The following is a 15,233-nucleotide window of genomic DNA, read 5'->3' as shown; positions in this document are numbered from 1 at the left end:
TTGCGCTGTAAATGTAGATTGCAGGCATCGTGCCAGCCAGCGAAAAAAATGCATAAATCTTGTGCATGGACGCAATATCAATGAGTTACAGCCTAACGATATGCAATGTATTTGCATAAAAAGTGCATAAAAACGCAGAAATAATGATTTGCAGTGGGATAATCAGAAATATTATTCATTGATAAAATATAATTCTGGAATTGTGATCGCCTGCGAAATTTTCCGTAGCTCTGTGCCTCAAAACAGGGCATTGTGCCCCGATAGTGTGCGCAACATGCCCACCTGCGCGCCATTGCGTTCAACGCCGAGCCAGCCACGCTAATTTCTGCTACCATCGCAGCTCTATTCACATCGAACAGTGGCAGCGACTATGAAATTTGTCTCTTTTAATATCAACGGCCTGCGCGCCCGCCCTCATCAGCTTGCCGAAATTGTCGATAAGCATCAGCCTGACGTGATCGGTTTGCAGGAAACGAAGGTCCATGACGATATGTTTCCTCTGGAGGAGGTCGCGAAACTGGGCTATCACGTTTTTTATCACGGTCAGAAAGGGCATTACGGTGTGGCATTGCTGACAAAAGAGATGCCGGTTCAGGTGCGACGCGGCTTTCCTGATGATGATGAAGAAGCACAGCGGCGCATTATCATTGCTGAGGTGCCTTCACCGCTCGGCAACATCACGGTGATCAACGGCTATTTTCCGCAGGGTGAAAGCCGCGATCATCCGCTTAAGTTTCCGGCTAAGGCGCAGTTTTATCAGAATCTACAGGCGCTACTGGAAAACGAACTGAAGCAGGATAATCCGGTACTCATTATGGGCGACATGAATATTAGCCCGACCGATCTGGATATTGGCATTGGTGAAGACAGCCGCAAGCGCTGGTTGCGTACCGGTAAATGTTCCTTCCTGCCGGAAGAGCGCGAGTGGATGCAGCGTCTGCTTGACTGGGGACTGGTGGATACTTTCCGCCAGGCGAATCCACATACTGCCGATCGGTTCTCCTGGTTTGATTACCGTTCCAGAGGTTTTGATGATAACCGCGGCTTGCGTATTGATTTGCTGCTGGCAAGCCCCCCGCTGGCAGAGCGCTGCGTAGAGACCGGCATTGACTATGAAATCCGCAGTATGGAAAAACCCTCTGACCATGCGCCGGTATGGGCTACCTTTCAGGTCTGATGAACGAGGGTAATGTGAAAAAAATCCTGCTGGCCACGGTTGTCACCCTTATAGTGGCCAGCGCGGTATGGGCGATGTCTGCGGGCCTGCTGACTCTGGAAAGCCTGAAGCATTATCATCGACTGCTGGCAAACTGGCAGCAGCAATCGCCGCTGCCCTTCGCCGGGATCTTTTTTCTGCTTTACACCCTGATCGCAACGTTATCAATCCCTGGCATCAGATTGCTGGCGGTGCTGGGTGGCGCGCTATTTGGTTTAGCTGAAGGTACGCTGCTGGTGTCCTTCGCTTCAACCCTGGGGGCGACGTTTGCGATGTTAACCAGTCGTTATCTGCTGCGCGGGTGGATTTCCCGTCGTTTCTCCCGCCAGCTGGCGCGGATCGATGAAGGAATGGTCCGGGATGGTGCATTTTATCTGTTTGCCCTGCGCTTAATGCCGCTGTTTCCGTTCTCGCTGGTTAACCTGTTGTGCGGCGTGGCAAATGTGCGGGTGCGGCAATTCTGGTGGATCAGTCAGGCCGGGATGCTGCCAGCCACCGTTATTTATCTTAATGCCGGCAGCCAGTTAAGCCAGTTAACCTCTATAAGTGACATTATCTCTCCTGGGATACTGGCAGCTTTTGCGCTATTGGGGCTGTTGCCGCTGCTGTCACGCTGGCTTATCATCTGTATTACCCGTAGAAAAGATGCGTGCTAAAGTGCGGCGAGATGAAAATAATGAAAACACTTGATGTTGTTGCCGTCATTATTGAGCGTGACGGCAACATTTTGCTGGCCCAGCGATCCGAACATGCGGATCAGCCCGGTTTATGGGAGTTTGCTGGCGGGAAAGTCGAGCCAGGCGAGAGCCAGCCTGATGCGCTGGTGCGCGAACTTCGGGAAGAATTAGGTATTAGTGCCACGGTGGGCCGCTATATTGCCAGCCATCAGCGTGAGGTATCAGGCAGAATGATTTGTTTACATGCCTGGCACGTCCCGGATTTTAGCGGCACACTCACTGCCATTGAGCACCAGAAACTGTGCTGGTGCTCACCTGACACTGCGCTAACCTATCCGCTGGCTCCGGCAGATATTCCCTTATTACAAGCCTTCAGGGTGTTACGCGCCGCCACACCAGGGGATGAGTGCTAAGCGTTTTGGCCTCGCGCTGGCATTGCAGCATCACCCCTTCGGCAGTGATAACCGCCCCTTCAGAATAATTCCGATCCTGATAAATGCAGCACTGATTGCAGGGTTGAGGGCGCTGACCGGTGGATGTAAATACCTCCGACGGGACATTGACCTCGACATCGGGACGAATGCGCTGCTCCGCGTGCACACCGGAACAGGTGAGGATCATAATAGCGACGGCGCTGATCTTCTTCATATTATTTATTTCCTGAATATATTTATTGCTTACTATAACCAATGCCAGTTAAAAGTGCTGTCATCACTTTTTATTATGATGGATTGCCGCGTATGAATTTATTCCCCAATGGGTTTTTTTCCTTGCAAACCGCCGGGCCGCGAATGTTATAGTCGAAAAGCAGACGCTTTTTAATCGTAACCATAATAAATACAACCCATCACACCATAAGAGGATCTTATATCTATGGATCAGACACGCTCCCTGGAAAGTTTTCTCGTCCGCGTTCAACAGCGCGATCCAGAGCAAAAAGAATTCGCCCAGGCTGTACGCGAGGTAATGACGACCCTTTGGCCATTCCTTGAACAGAACCCGCGTTATCGCGAACTTTCACTGCTGGAAAGGCTGGTCGAACCGGAGCGCGTGATCCAGTTTCGCGTGGTGTGGGTCGACGACCGTAATCAGGTGCAGGTCAACCGCGCCTGGCGCGTCCAGTTCAGCTCGGCTATTGGGCCGTTTAAAGGCGGGATGCGCTTTCATCCGACGGTAAATCTGTCAATTTTGAAATTCCTCGGTTTTGAACAAACCTTTAAAAATGCCCTGACGACGCTGCCAATGGGCGGCGGTAAAGGCGGCAGCGACTTCGATCCAAAAGGCAAAAGCGATGGCGAAGTGATGCGCTTTTGTCAGTCACTGATGACCGAGCTTTATCGTCACCTTGGCCCGGACACTGACGTTCCGGCGGGTGATATCGGCGTCGGCGGTCGCGAAGTGGGCTTTATGGCCGGAATGATGAAAAAGCTGTCGAACAATACCGCCTGTGTCTTTACCGGTAAAGGTCTTTCATTCGGCGGCAGTTTAATCCGCCCGGAAGCGACCGGCTACGGGCTTATCTACTTTACCGATGCGATGCTCAAACGCCACGGGCTGGGTTTTGAAGGTATGCGTGTTGCCGTGTCCGGCTCGGGTAACGTCGCGCAGTATGCTATCGAAAAGGCAATGTCGCTGGGCGCGCGCGTGATCACCGCGTCTGATTCCAGCGGCACGGTGGTGGATGAGGCCGGATTTAATGCGGAAAAACTGGCGCGTCTGGTGGCAATCAAAGCCAGCCGCGACGGTCGCGTGGCAGCCTATGCTGAGGAGTTCGGTCTGACCTATCTTGAGGGTCAGCAGCCGTGGGGCGTGCCGGTTGATATTGCCCTGCCCTGTGCCACGCAGAACGAACTAGATATCGAGGGTGCCCGCACGCTTATCGCTAACGGCGTGAAAGCGGTGGCAGAAGGGGCAAACATGCCCACCACTATTGAGGCCACCGACGCGTTTCTGGATGCGGGCGTGCTCTTTGCACCGGGTAAAGCCGCCAATGCCGGTGGCGTGGCGACATCAGGGCTGGAGATGGCGCAAAATGCCGCGCGCATGGGCTGGAAAGCCGAAAAAGTGGACGCGCGTCTGCACCACATTATGCTCGATATTCACCACGCCTGCGTAGAATACGGCGGCGAAGGTAAGCAGACGCATTATGTCCGCGGTGCAAATATTGCCGGCTTTGTTAAAGTGGCAGATGCAATGCTGGCTCAGGGCGTCATTTAAATCTGATGCGCCTCTGCTGAAAAGAGGCGCGCTGTACCCTTACTGATAGCTGGCCCATGCGCGATCCAGTACTTTAACGGCCGGGCGTGCGAGGGTCGCAATTTGCGGTGACAGGGTTCGGGTTCTGATCTGACGCGAGCGCAGGTCACCCCATGACCAGCTGACCCGTTTATCCCCCTCCAGGTTAGCAATAGCTTGCGCGGCATTATCGCCATAAATAAACGGGAAGTCCGCGGCGGTAATAAACTCAGACTTACCGATGCGTAACTGAGAAATAGGGTTAAAGCGCATTTTTCCGACGCTGATTAAATACCCCTCAGGAACCTCAAGGGCCGTTAATTCCGGCACTTTTTGAATATAAAAATTATCGTCGTTAATAAAGCAACCGTGAAAATCGGCTTCCTGTTCATTGACATTTTCACGAGTCTCACAGGAAAAATGCCAGCCCTCAACGCCCTTACTAATATAGCCGTCGGCATTTACGCCGGTATGGGTCAACGTATACTGCGCGTTACCAAGATAACCGTCTTCTCTGGCAAAAAGCTCAAGTGAACCTGGCGTATTGCGGCTCAGGGTCAGTTGGCAGGTCATGCGGCCCTGTACAAATAACGGTCGGGACGAGAAGGTCATAACGACCGGCGCAAGAGAATAGGCCGTCGTGGTGCTGATATCGCTGGCAACAAACAGATCGGCACAATGGACAGAGTGTAAATCGGCCTGCTGATTAAGCCACGTTGTTTCCTGTAGTGTTGCGCGGCGAAATAGCTGATGTTGAATATTCTCGTTCTGAGTTGCCTGGGCCACTGTAGAAATAAACAACAGCGCCGCCACCAGTATATATTTGTTATCCATACTTTCACCTGATGAATACCGGTCCCTTTTGCATGAAGAAATCCAGGGCTTAAATGTCGGCATTACCTTATCAGGGGATAAAAAAATGCCTTTGCGCCAGAAGGCCTTAAAGGCATTTTTCAGACAATATTAAGATGGTGCTGCATTTTCAGCCCGTTTATCCGGCGGCTTTTTTGCTGCTTCGCTTGCGAAACGGTTTCTTTTTATCCGTCGACGGGGCGACAATGCCGCGAAACTGACGCGCAGGCGTACTGCGAGCCTGATGGATCAGTTCGTGCAGGGTGCCTACCAGCGGGTGCATAAAGTCCTGATAGCGACACTGCTTTTCACTGATTTGCGTGAGCACCGACTCCCAGTGTGCGGTCATATCCGGCCTGGCAGCCATTTCCGGCAGAGAGTGGATCAGCGCGCGTCCCGCCTCCGTTGAGTGAATATATCGCCCCTGCTTGTGCAAAAAGCTGCGTTTAAACAGCAGCTCAATGATCCCTGCGCGCGTCGCCTCAGTGCCCAGACCATCGGTTGCACGCAGGATTTTCTTCAGGTCTTTATCCTGTACAAAACGGGCAATCCCGGTCATCGCAGACAGCAGCGTCGCATCGGTAAAATGGCGCGGCGGCTGGGTTTGCCGCTCAACGACTTCGCCTTTTTCGCACAATAGCGTATCGCCTTTTTTCACCACCGGTAACGGCGTTCCGTCGTTCTCCTCATCCCGCTCTTTTGACCCCAGCAGCGTACGCCATCCCGCATCGGCGAGAAAACGTGCTTTAGCCACAAATTTACCGTTGGCGATATCAAGTTCAATCACGCATTTGCGAAATACCGCATCCGGGCAAAATTGCATCAGATATTGACGGGCAATCAGACCATAAACTTTGGCTTCGTTGTCATTGAGATTAACGGACGAGCTGCGGGCGGTAGGAATGATGGCATGGTGCGCGTCGACCTTTTTATCATCCCAGCAGCGATTGCGGCGGGCAGGATCGACGACCGGCTGCGGCAACAGCGTTGGCGCATGAACGCCGATGGCATTCATGACCGCCTGGCGTCCGGCGAAATGCTCTTCCGGCAAATAGCGGCAGTCGGAACGTGGGTAAGTAATGAGCTTATGGGTTTCATACAGCTTCTGGCAGATATCCAGCACGTTCTGTGCACTGAGGTTAAACCGTCTGGCAGCTTCTATCTGCAGCGATGAGAGTGAAAACGGCAGCGGTGCAGGTTCTGATTCCCGTTTATCATTATAGGCGGTTACCTGCGCGGGCTGCCCGGCTATGCGCCCCACGACATGATCGGCCAGCGGACGGTGCAAAAGCCGCCCTTCTTCATCCTGATACGGTTCACACGCTTCGCTGGGCTGCCATAGCGCGGTAAATCGCTCATCTTTCGGCGTCACAATATGCGCTTTAACGTCAAAGAAATCTTTAGCCACAAAGTTGGCAATTTCTTCATCGCGTCTGACCACCAGACCCAGTACCGGCGTCTGCACGCGCCCGACCGACAGCACACCCTGGTAGCCGGCATTACGGCCAAGAATGGTATAAGCGCGGGTCATATTGATACCGTAAAGCCAGTCAGCACGCGCCCGCGCCAGGGCGGAAACACACAGCGGAATAAACTCGCTGTTCGCCCGCAGGCGTGAAATCGCACGCTCAACCGCCTGCGGATTCAGATCGTTAATCAGACAACGCTGAACCTGCTGACGTTTTGCCGGGGCCAGTTGCAGGTAGTCCAGAACTTCGTCCACCAGCAGTTGCCCTTCTCTGTCCGGGTCACCCGCGTGGATCACCTCTTCAGCCTGATGCAAAAATCGCTTGATGACATTGAGCTGTTTAGTCACCGACGGTCGCGGCTGTAATTGCCACTTTTCCGGGACGATAGGCAGATCGCTCAGGTTCCAGCGCGCATAGCGGCCATCATAAGCGTCAGGCTGCGCCTGTTCGAGAAGATGGCCGATACACCAGGTGACAACCTGCCCATTTCCGCATTCAATAAAGCCATCGCCCTTGCGATGCGGCTTCGGTAGCACATCCGCAATGGCCCGTCCGAGGCTTGGCTTTTCCGCAATAAACAGCCGCATCGACTTAACGGATCTCGATCATCGGTCGTCCCGCACGGGCGGGGACCAGTTCGCCAATGGCGCTTAGCGTAATGCCAAACCCGGCGGCGGCGGCCTGCACATCGGCTTCACCGTCCTCAGTGACCGCCAGCAGCAGGCCGCCAGAGGTTTGCGGATCGCACAGCAGATCGCGCCAGGCCTGCGGCATGTCGCCCATCAGATGCCCGTAGCTGGCATAATTCCGTCCGGTCCCGCCAGGCACTGCACCCAGCTGGATATACTCTTCCACACCCGGCAGTTTTGGGACGTCTTCAAAGCGAATTTGCGCCTGGACGCCTGCCCCCTGACACATTTCGCTCAGGTGGCCCAGCAGCCCAAAACCGGTGACGTCAGTCATCGCTTTGACGCTTTCCAGATCCGCAAAGGCGGCTCCGGCCAGATTCATCCGGCACATCACCTCCGTGGCCAGTCCCTGATGCTCAGGCTTGAGCAACGATTTTTTCTCAGCGGTGGTCAGAACGCCAATACCCAGCGGCTTGGTCAGGTATAGTTTGCAGCCCGCCTCAGCGGTGCTATTTTTCTTCACCCGTTCGGTGGGCACAATTCCGGTGACTGCCAGCCCAAAAATAGGTTCAGGCGCATCAATGGAATGCCCGCCCGCAAGCACGATACCGGCCTGCTGACAGGCAAAACGCCCACCCTCAGTGACTTCACGAGCGATTTCAGGCGCCAGCTTATCAATCGGCCAGCCCAGGATCGCAATCGCCATAATCGGTTTGCCGCCCATGGCAAAAATATCGCTGATGGCATTAGTCGCGGCAATGCGGCCAAAGTCGAAGGGATTATCCACAATCGGCATAAAAAAGTCGGTGGTGCTGATAACAGACGTGCCGTTGCCCAAATCATAGACGGCGGCATCATCACTGGTTTCATTGCCGACAAGCAGCCTGGGGTCGGTAAACTTTGCCTGTTCGCTGTGCAGGATCGTCTGCAACACTTTAGGGGAAATTTTACAACCGCAACCCGCTCCGTGGCTGTACTGGGTTAAACGAATAGCTTGCGCGCTCATGGACCTCTCCTGTCAATGCACTGCCGCTATGGTAGCGCCAGAAGCGAGCAGTGATAAGTACTACCGTCTGAATCATGCTGCTTTCGCTCATAATCCAGACAGTTTTATCGTGCGTTTCAGAAATAGTGAACAAACGGCGCGGTATCGGCCAGCTCAATGGTGGTCGAGGCCTTTAATTGTGGCGTGCCTAAATAGAGGAAACCGACGATTTTATCCTGAGGTCGGCAATCCAGACCGTCGCGCACGATGGGGTTATCGGTCAGCGGCCCGCTGCGCCAGATGCCGTTAAATCCCTGCGCCAGCGCCGCCATTTGCATGGCCATGACCGCACAACCTGCGGACATTTCCTGCTCCCAGCGCGGCACCTTATGGTGCTCTTCACATTTCGCCACCACCGCGATAATCAGCGGCGCACGTAGAGGGGCATTACGCGCTTTGTCGCGGGCTTTCTGATCCTGTCCGGCAGCGATTGCGCCTTTTTCAAGTAGTTCGCCGAAGCGCTCTCGCCCCTCGCCTTCTACAATAAAGAATCGCCACGGCTGCAAAGTCCCGTGATCGGGCGCGCGGATCCCGGCACGTAAGATATTTTGCAGTTGTTCACCTGCCGGAGCAGGTTCTGCCAGCCGCGAAGCGCTGCGGCGGTTGACGAGCAGTTCAAGTGCGTCCATTAATTAACTCCTGTTATGTTAATTCTTCACAAAATTAACATGTACGGCCATTTTGTTACAGCACCGGCAATGATTCCTGCTGACAAGTGGCGACGGTGTATTTAGGATAGCGACACGATTTTGCCGCTACGGCAAATTTTTTCATTCTGTTTGGTCAGGGAGATTGCATGAAAACCCTTTGGCGTTATATCGCCGGATTTTTTAAATGGACATGGCGGTTGTTGAACTTTATTCGCCAGCTAGTCCTTAACGTGGTGTTTATTGTCGTGCTGCTGGTGTGCGTCGGGATCTGGATGCAGTTTACCAGCGGTCCGGAAGAGAATTCCCAGCGCGGCGCGCTGCTACTGGATATTACCGGCGTTGTGGTTGATAACCCGTCTCCCACCAGTAAGCTGAGTGCGGTTACTCGCCAGCTGTTCGGCGCCAATTCCGATCGCCTTCAGGAAAACTCCCTGTTTGATATTGTTCATGCGATCCGCCAGGCCAAAGATGATCGCAATATCACGGGCATTGTGATGGATCTGAAAAACTTTGCCGGTGCCGATCAGCCTTCAATGCAGTATATCGGTAAAGCACTGCGCGAATTCCGCGACAGCGGTAAACCGGTATATGCGATGGGCGACAGCTATACCCAGGGGCAGTACTATCTGGCGAGCTTTGCGAACAAAATCTGGCTTTCACCGCAGGGCACAGTCGATCTGCACGGGTTTGCGACCAATGGTCTGTACTACAAATCGTTGCTCGATAAGCTAAAAGTATCGACCCACGTTTTCCGCGTCGGCACCTATAAATCGGCCGTCGAGCCGTTCATTCGTGACGATATGTCTCCGGCTGCCCGGGAAGCTGACAGCCGCTGGATTGGCGAACTGTGGCAAAATTACCTCACGACGATTGCCAGCAACCGTAACGTCCCTGCGCAGCAAATTTTCCCGGGCGCGCAGGGCGTGCTTGACGGATTACGTAAAACCGGCGGCGATACGGCAAAATATGCGCTGGATAATAAACTGGTGGACGAACTTGCCTCCAGCGCCGACATGGAAAAAGCGCTTAACAAACAGTTCGGCTGGAGCGATAAAGATAACGCGTTCAGCGCCGTCAGCCTGTATGACTACGCGCTGAAAAAACCGACCGCGCAAGGCGGTAAAATCGCGGTAATTTTTGCCAGCGGCGCAATTATGGACGGTGAAGCCACACAGGGTAACGTCGGCGGGGATACCACCGCGGCGCAGATCCGCGAGGCGCGTCTTGATGCCGACGTTAAAGCGATTGTGCTACGCGTTAACAGCCCAGGCGGCAGCGTCAGCGCATCAGAAATGATCCGCGCAGAACTGGCGGCGGCCAAAGCTGCCGGTAAGCCGATTGTGGTTTCCATGGGCGGCATGGCGGCATCCGGCGGATACTGGATCTCCACGCCTGCGAATTATATTGTAGCGAACCCGAGCACGTTGACCGGCTCTATTGGCATCTTTGGTGTGATTAATACGGTTGAAAACAGCCTGGATTCCATTGGTGTTCATACCGATGGTGTAGCGACCTCTCCGCTGGCCGACGTTTCCATTACCAAAAATCTGCCGCCCGAAGTTCAGCAGATCATGCAGTTGAGCATCGAAAATGGCTATCAGCGCTTTATCTCGCTGGTGGCCGCGGCCCGTAAAAGTACGCCTGAGCAAATCGATAAAATTGCCCAGGGGCACGTCTGGACCGGTCAGGATGCAAAAAGCAACGGTCTGGTCGACAGCCTCGGCGACTTTGATGATGCGGTTGCCAAAGCGGCTGAGCTGGCGAAGCTCAAGCAGTGGCAGCTGGATTACCTGGTTGAAGAGCCGGGGATGTTGAATATGGTCGTCGGCAGTCTGACCGGTTCAGTCCGGGCTATGCTGCCGCAGGCGATGCAGGCTTATATTCCCGCTCCGCTGGCGGGGGCGGCGAGCCGGGTTAAAGAAGAGAGCGATAAACTTGCGGCCTTTAACGATCCGCAGAATCGCTATGCGTTTTGCCTGACCTGCGCCAATATTCGTTAATCTGCCTGGCTATGCGCCGCCGTCGCGGCGCATAGCTTTTCTCTTCGAAAGCCCTCTGTCAGGAACGATTGACATTCATTTTGCCAGGTCACCTGCCCGGCACTGCCGTTTTCCTGTCCCTCACGTTATAATCCTTCGCATTCACTGACACTATCAGGTCACTATGCACAAGAAATCCATTTACGTCGCCTATACCGGTGGCACCATCGGCATGCAACGTTCCGATCAGGGATATATTCCTGTTTCCGGCCATCTTCAGCAGCAGCTGGCACAGATGCCGGAATTTCACCGTCAGGAAATGCCGGATTTCGCGATCCACGAATATCAGCCGCTGATGGACTCATCCGATATGACGCCAGAAGACTGGCAGCATATCGCAGAAGATATTAAAACCCACTACGACGATTACGACGGTTTTGTGATCCTGCACGGCACGGACACCATGGCGTTTACCGCCTCTGCACTCTCTTTTATGCTCGATAATCTTGGCAAGCCGGTAATTGTGACAGGGTCACAAATCCCGCTGGCAGAGTTGCGATCCGACGGGCAAATCAATCTGCTGAATGCGTTATATGTTGCTGCGAACTACCCCATCAATGAAGTAGCGCTGTTTTTTAATAACCGTCTTTATCGGGGCAACCGGACCACTAAAGCCCATGCGGACGGTTTCGATGCGTTTGCCTCGCCTAATCTGGCACCGCTGCTGGAGGCCGGTATTCATATTCGCCGTCTCGGCACGCCGCCAGCTCCACGGGGAAGTGGCGATCTGGTCGTCCACCCGATTACTCCGCAGCCTATTGGCGTGGTCACGCTATATCCGGGGATTTCAGCAGACGTAGTACGCAACTTTTTGCGCCAGCCGGTTAAAGCATTGATCCTGCGCTCCTACGGGGTGGGCAATGCGCCGCAGAATGCAGAGTTTCTGAACGAGCTGGCGGATGCCAGTCAGCGCGGTATTGTGGTCGTCAACCTGACCCAGTGTATGTCGGGCAAGGTCAATATGGGCGGCTATGCCACCGGCAATGCGCTGGCGCATGCGGGGGTGATCAGCGGCTTTGATATGACCGTTGAGGCAACGCTGACCAAGCTTCACTACCTGCTAAGCCAGGATTTGAGTACTGCGGCGATCCGCCGTGCGATGATGCAAAACCTGCGCGGCGAATTAACCCCGGATGAATAATAAATAAGGAATAATAATGACCACACGAGCCCTGTTGCTGGTTGATATCCAGAATGACTTCTGCGCTGGTGGCGCGCTGGCGGTTCCCGAAGGCGACAGCACCGTTGATGTGGCTAACGCGCTAATCGCCTGGTGCCGTCTGCGCGGTGACAAGATTGTCGCCTGTCAGGACTGGCATCCGGCCGATCATGGCAGCTTTGCCAGTCAACAACGCGTGGAGCCTTTTACCCAGGGCACGCTGGACGGCATTCCCCAGACGTTCTGGCCCGATCATGCTATTCAGGAAAGTGAAGGCGCCCGGTTACACCCGCTGCTTAATGCGGGTGCCATTGACGCCGTTTTTCGTAAGGGCCAGAATCCACTGATAGACAGCTACAGCGCTTTTTTTGATAACGAACATCGTCAGCAAACTGGCCTTGATGCATGGCTGCATGAGAACAATATTACCGGGCTTATCATTCTGGGACTGGCGACGGACTACTGCGTGAAATTTACCGTGCTGGATGCGCTGGCGCTTGGCTACAACGTTAATGTCATTACCGATGGCTGCCGGGCGGTAAACCTCACAGCAGAAGATGGCGCGCACGCCTTTATGGAGATGTCGGTGAGCGGAGCCACGCTTTATACGCTGGCGGACTGGCTCGAAACGCAGGATTAACGCCGCGACAGCACTCTGGTGCCTGTTCCCGTGCGCCTTAATTAATAGGACTCAGATGATGTCTGCCATCACGGGCATCATCATTACTTTGGAAGCTTTAAATATGGCCTTTATTCCTAAAAATTATGCCCGGCTAGAAGTCGGGTATCGTGAGAAAGCTCTCAAGCTGTTCCCGTGGGTCTGCGGACGGTGCAGCCGCGAGTTCGTCTATTCCAATCTTCGCGAGCTGACCGTGCATCATATCGATCACGATCACTCAAATAACCCTGAAGATGGCAGTAACTGGGAGATGCTGTGCCTGTTCTGCCACGACCATGAGCACTCAAAATATACCGAGGCCGATCAGTATGGCTCGACGGTGGTGGCGGGAGAAGATGCTCAGGACAGTGTCGGCGCGGCAAAATACAATCCGTTTGCCGACCTGAAGTCGATGCTGAATAAAAAGTAATCTCGCTCATTCGCCCGACTGCACAGGTTCGTCGGGCGTGAAAAAATAGATGCTCAGCCGTGTTCAGGATTTGAACGTGGCAATGGGCTGCGGCGTAATACCAAAATCTTCTTTTAGCTGCTGTTTCGTCTTCATAACCATCTGACCGCGGGTGTCAATTGTCATGTGCTGAGCGTCGGTATTGTGCCGGGCCTGCCATAACATCACCAGTTGCAGACTGTTCTCTTTTTGCTCCGGCGTCAGCACCACGCCATCGGGCCATTTACCTAACTCAACGGCAGTCATCAACCGCTGATAAACTTCCGGGGTCATGCTCTCAATCATTTTGTCGAGATCCATGCTCTGCTCCTGCTACTGGAATAATGGCTGAATCGATTTTTCAGCCCTGAATTTGTTCACCGTCGTTGTCATCCGTAAAGCTCAGGGACGCAGAGTTAACACAAAAACGCTCGCCGGTCGGCTGTGGCCCGTCGGGAAACACGTGTCCAAGATGAGCATCACAGTTTCCGCACCGAATCTCAATACGTTGCATTCCGTGTGAGTAATCGTTCAGTGAACGAACGGCCTCTTCACTGACCGGCTCGAAAAAACTCGGCCAGCCACACCCTGACTCGTATTTTGACTGAGAATTGAACAACGGCGCATCGCAAACCAGACAATGATAAACGCCTTCACGTTTATTATGCAGTAAACGCCCGGTGAACGGCGGTTCAGTGCCATGATTTTGCGTCACATAAAATTGCATTTCGTTAAGCGTATCTTTGAGCGCTTCGGAAGAGGGTTTATTTGCCATTTTCTTACATCTCGCGGTAGTCTCACTTACGTTTATAAGCCTATTCTAACAAAACATTAACATCAAGCCTGCGATATTTGTTCTAAACTTACCCGGTGTGTCGGGTTACCCCGATTATTGTGATGGCGCTCACATTTTTATCCGGCTGGCCCTTTAAAATTCCGGGCGCAGCCCTCAAGTGCTATTTAGCCCTAAAGAAAAGCGGATAGCGTCAGTCGTCTAAAGGTTAGGCAGAGGATTGATTTGTCGCAATGATTGACACGATTCCGCTTGACGCTGCGTAAGGTTTTTGTAATTTTACAGGCAACCTTTTATTCACTAACAAATAGCTGGTGGAATATATGACTATCAAAGTAGGTATCAACGGTTTTGGCCGTATCGGTCGCATTGTTTTCCGTGCTGCTCAGGAACGTTCTGACATTGAAATCGTTGGCATCAACGATCTGTTGGACGCTGATTACATGGCGTACATGCTGAAGTATGACTCCACTCACGGTCGTTTTAACGGTACCGTAGAAGTGAAAGACGGCCATCTGGTTGTTAACGGCAAAACCATCCGTGTTACCGCAGAAAAAGATCCGGCTAACCTGAAATGGAACGAAATTGGCGTTGACGTTGTTGCTGAAGCAACCGGTATCTTCCTGACCGACGAAACCGCGCGTAAACACATCACTGCTGGTGCGAAAAAAGTTGTTCTGACTGGCCCGTCCAAAGACAACACCCCGATGTTTGTTAAAGGCGCTAACTTTGACAAATACGAAGGCCAGGACATCGTTTCTAACGCATCCTGCACCACTAACTGCCTGGCGCCGCTGGCAAAAGTTATCAACGACAACTTCGGCATCATCGAAGGTCTGATGACCACCGTTCACGCAACCACCGCAACGCAGAAAACCGTTGATGGCCCGTCTCACAAAGACTGGCGCGGCGGCCGTGGCGCAGCACAGAACATCATCCCGTCTTCTACCGGTGCTGCTAAAGCAGTAGGTAAAGTTCTGCCAGAACTGAACGGCAAACTGACCGGTATGGCGTTCCGCGTTCCGACTCCTAACGTATCTGTTGTTGACCTGACCGTTCGTCTGGAAAAAGCAGCTTCTTACGAAGAAATCAAGAAAGCTATCAAAGCCGCTTCTGAAGGCGACATGAAAGGCGTTCTGGGTTATACCGAAGACGACGTTGTTTCCACCGATTTCAACGGTGAAGTTTGCACTTCCGTGTTCGATGCTAAAGCAGGTATCGCACTGAACGACAACTTCGTGAAACTGGTCTCCTGGTACGATAACGAAACCGGTTACTCTAACAAAGTTCTGGATCTGATTGCTCACATCTCCAAATAAGACGAGATGAGACATGAATACAAAAGAGCGACTTAGGTCGCTCT

16 protein-coding genes are annotated in these 15,233 nt (G+C 53.2%); 9 read left to right on the top strand and 7 right to left on the bottom strand.

Going from position 1 to position 15,233, the window contains the following annotated elements; translation table 11 throughout:
* Positions 1–370 precede the first annotated feature (370 nt).
* From xthA to AC791_RS10805, 3 genes are read left to right on the top strand one after another with little or no spacing between them, the layout of a single operon-like run.
* On the top strand, positions 371–1,177 hold the full coding sequence (xthA, locus tag AC791_RS10815; RefSeq protein WP_049840444.1) for an exodeoxyribonuclease III: 807 nt from the start codon (positions 371–373) through the stop codon (positions 1,175–1,177).
* Positions 1,156–1,872, top strand: a complete 717-nt coding sequence (locus AC791_RS10810) for a TVP38/TMEM64 family protein (RefSeq protein ID WP_416202294.1) — start codon at positions 1,156–1,158, stop codon at positions 1,870–1,872. Before xthA ends, AC791_RS10810 begins: the two co-directional genes overlap by 22 nt.
* 20 nt (positions 1,873–1,892) lie before the next feature.
* Entirely contained in the window at positions 1,893–2,306 is a 414-nt protein-coding gene (locus tag AC791_RS10805) for a pyrimidine (deoxy)nucleoside triphosphate diphosphatase (RefSeq protein WP_049840443.1), read from the top strand.
* On the opposite strand, the gene AC791_RS19805 is transcribed toward AC791_RS10805, so the two are convergent.
* Positions 2,266–2,514 carry a DUF1496 domain-containing protein gene (locus AC791_RS19805; protein WP_416202305.1) on the bottom strand — a complete coding sequence of 83 codons (249 nt, stop codon included), beginning with the start codon at positions 2,512–2,514 and terminating at the stop codon, positions 2,266–2,268. The two genes, AC791_RS10805 and AC791_RS19805, sit on opposite strands and share 41 nt — an antisense overlap.
* Positions 2,515–2,766: 252 nt before the next feature.
* Between AC791_RS19805 and gdhA the strand changes: the two genes are divergently transcribed.
* Positions 2,767–4,110, top strand: coding sequence for an NADP-specific glutamate dehydrogenase (gene gdhA, locus AC791_RS10795; protein WP_049840441.1), 1,344 nt, complete (start codon positions 2,767–2,769; stop codon positions 4,108–4,110).
* A gap of 39 nt (positions 4,111–4,149) precedes the next feature.
* Here gdhA and AC791_RS10790 read toward each other — a convergent pair whose 3' ends face one another.
* From AC791_RS10790 to AC791_RS10775, 4 genes are all read right to left on the bottom strand, one after another.
* Positions 4,150–4,962: a hypothetical protein gene (locus AC791_RS10790; RefSeq protein ID WP_049840440.1), complete on the bottom strand. Its 813-nt coding sequence runs from the start codon at positions 4,960–4,962 to the stop codon at positions 4,150–4,152.
* Positions 4,963–5,119: 157 nt separating this feature from the next.
* Positions 5,120–7,036, bottom strand: a complete 1,917-nt coding sequence (locus tag AC791_RS10785) for a DNA topoisomerase III (protein ID WP_049840439.1) — start codon at positions 7,034–7,036, stop codon at positions 5,120–5,122.
* A 4-nt stretch (positions 7,037–7,040) separates the two neighbouring features.
* Positions 7,041–8,084 carry a selenide, water dikinase SelD gene (gene selD, locus AC791_RS10780; protein ID WP_049840438.1) on the bottom strand — a complete coding sequence of 348 codons (1,044 nt, stop codon included), beginning with the start codon at positions 8,082–8,084 and terminating at the stop codon, positions 7,041–7,043.
* Between the two features lie 116 nt (positions 8,085–8,200).
* Positions 8,201–8,752 carry an NAD(P)H nitroreductase gene (locus AC791_RS10775; protein ID WP_049840437.1) on the bottom strand — a complete coding sequence of 184 codons (552 nt, stop codon included), beginning with the start codon at positions 8,750–8,752 and terminating at the stop codon, positions 8,201–8,203.
* 167 nt (positions 8,753–8,919) lie between these two features.
* Here AC791_RS10775 and sppA point away from each other — a divergent pair, with 167 nt between their 5' ends.
* The 4 genes from sppA (at position 8,920) to yajD (ending at position 13,059) form a co-directional block, all read left to right on the top strand.
* A complete protein-coding gene (gene sppA / locus AC791_RS10770; protein ID WP_049840436.1) occupies positions 8,920–10,773 on the top strand; it encodes a signal peptide peptidase SppA in 1,854 nt (617 codons plus the stop codon).
* Positions 10,774–10,936: 163 nt separating this feature from the next.
* Positions 10,937–11,953, top strand: a complete 1,017-nt coding sequence (gene ansA / locus AC791_RS10765) for an asparaginase (RefSeq protein WP_049840435.1) — start codon at positions 10,937–10,939, stop codon at positions 11,951–11,953.
* Positions 11,954–11,969: 16 nt separating this feature from the next.
* Positions 11,970–12,611 (top strand): bifunctional nicotinamidase/pyrazinamidase, encoded by a 642-nt coding sequence (gene pncA / locus AC791_RS10760; RefSeq protein WP_049840434.1) that lies wholly within the window; start codon positions 11,970–11,972, stop codon positions 12,609–12,611.
* A 103-nt stretch (positions 12,612–12,714) separates the two neighbouring features.
* A complete protein-coding gene (gene yajD, locus AC791_RS10755; RefSeq protein WP_049841601.1) occupies positions 12,715–13,059 on the top strand; it encodes an HNH nuclease YajD in 345 nt (114 codons plus the stop codon).
* A gap of 63 nt (positions 13,060–13,122) precedes the next feature.
* Here yajD and AC791_RS10750 read toward each other — a convergent pair whose 3' ends face one another.
* Together AC791_RS10750 and msrB are read right to left on the bottom strand one after the other, a co-directional pair.
* Complete coding sequence (locus tag AC791_RS10750; RefSeq protein ID WP_049840433.1) at positions 13,123–13,398, bottom strand: YeaC family protein; 276 nt, start codon at positions 13,396–13,398, stop codon at positions 13,123–13,125.
* Between the two features lie 40 nt (positions 13,399–13,438).
* Positions 13,439–13,852, bottom strand: coding sequence for a peptide-methionine (R)-S-oxide reductase MsrB (gene msrB / locus AC791_RS10745; RefSeq protein ID WP_049840432.1), 414 nt, complete (start codon positions 13,850–13,852; stop codon positions 13,439–13,441).
* Between the two features lie 341 nt (positions 13,853–14,193).
* On the opposite strand from msrB, the gene gapA reads away from it, so the two are divergent.
* Complete coding sequence (gene gapA, locus AC791_RS10740) at positions 14,194–15,189, top strand: glyceraldehyde-3-phosphate dehydrogenase (protein WP_049840431.1); 996 nt, start codon at positions 14,194–14,196, stop codon at positions 15,187–15,189.
* Positions 15,190–15,233 lie beyond the last annotated feature (44 nt).

It is taken from the genome of Klebsiella sp. RIT-PI-d (assembly GCF_001187865.1).
Taxonomy (GTDB): Bacteria; Pseudomonadota; Gammaproteobacteria; order Enterobacterales; family Enterobacteriaceae; genus Superficieibacter.
This window is presented reverse-complemented; position numbering and strand designations above follow the sequence as displayed.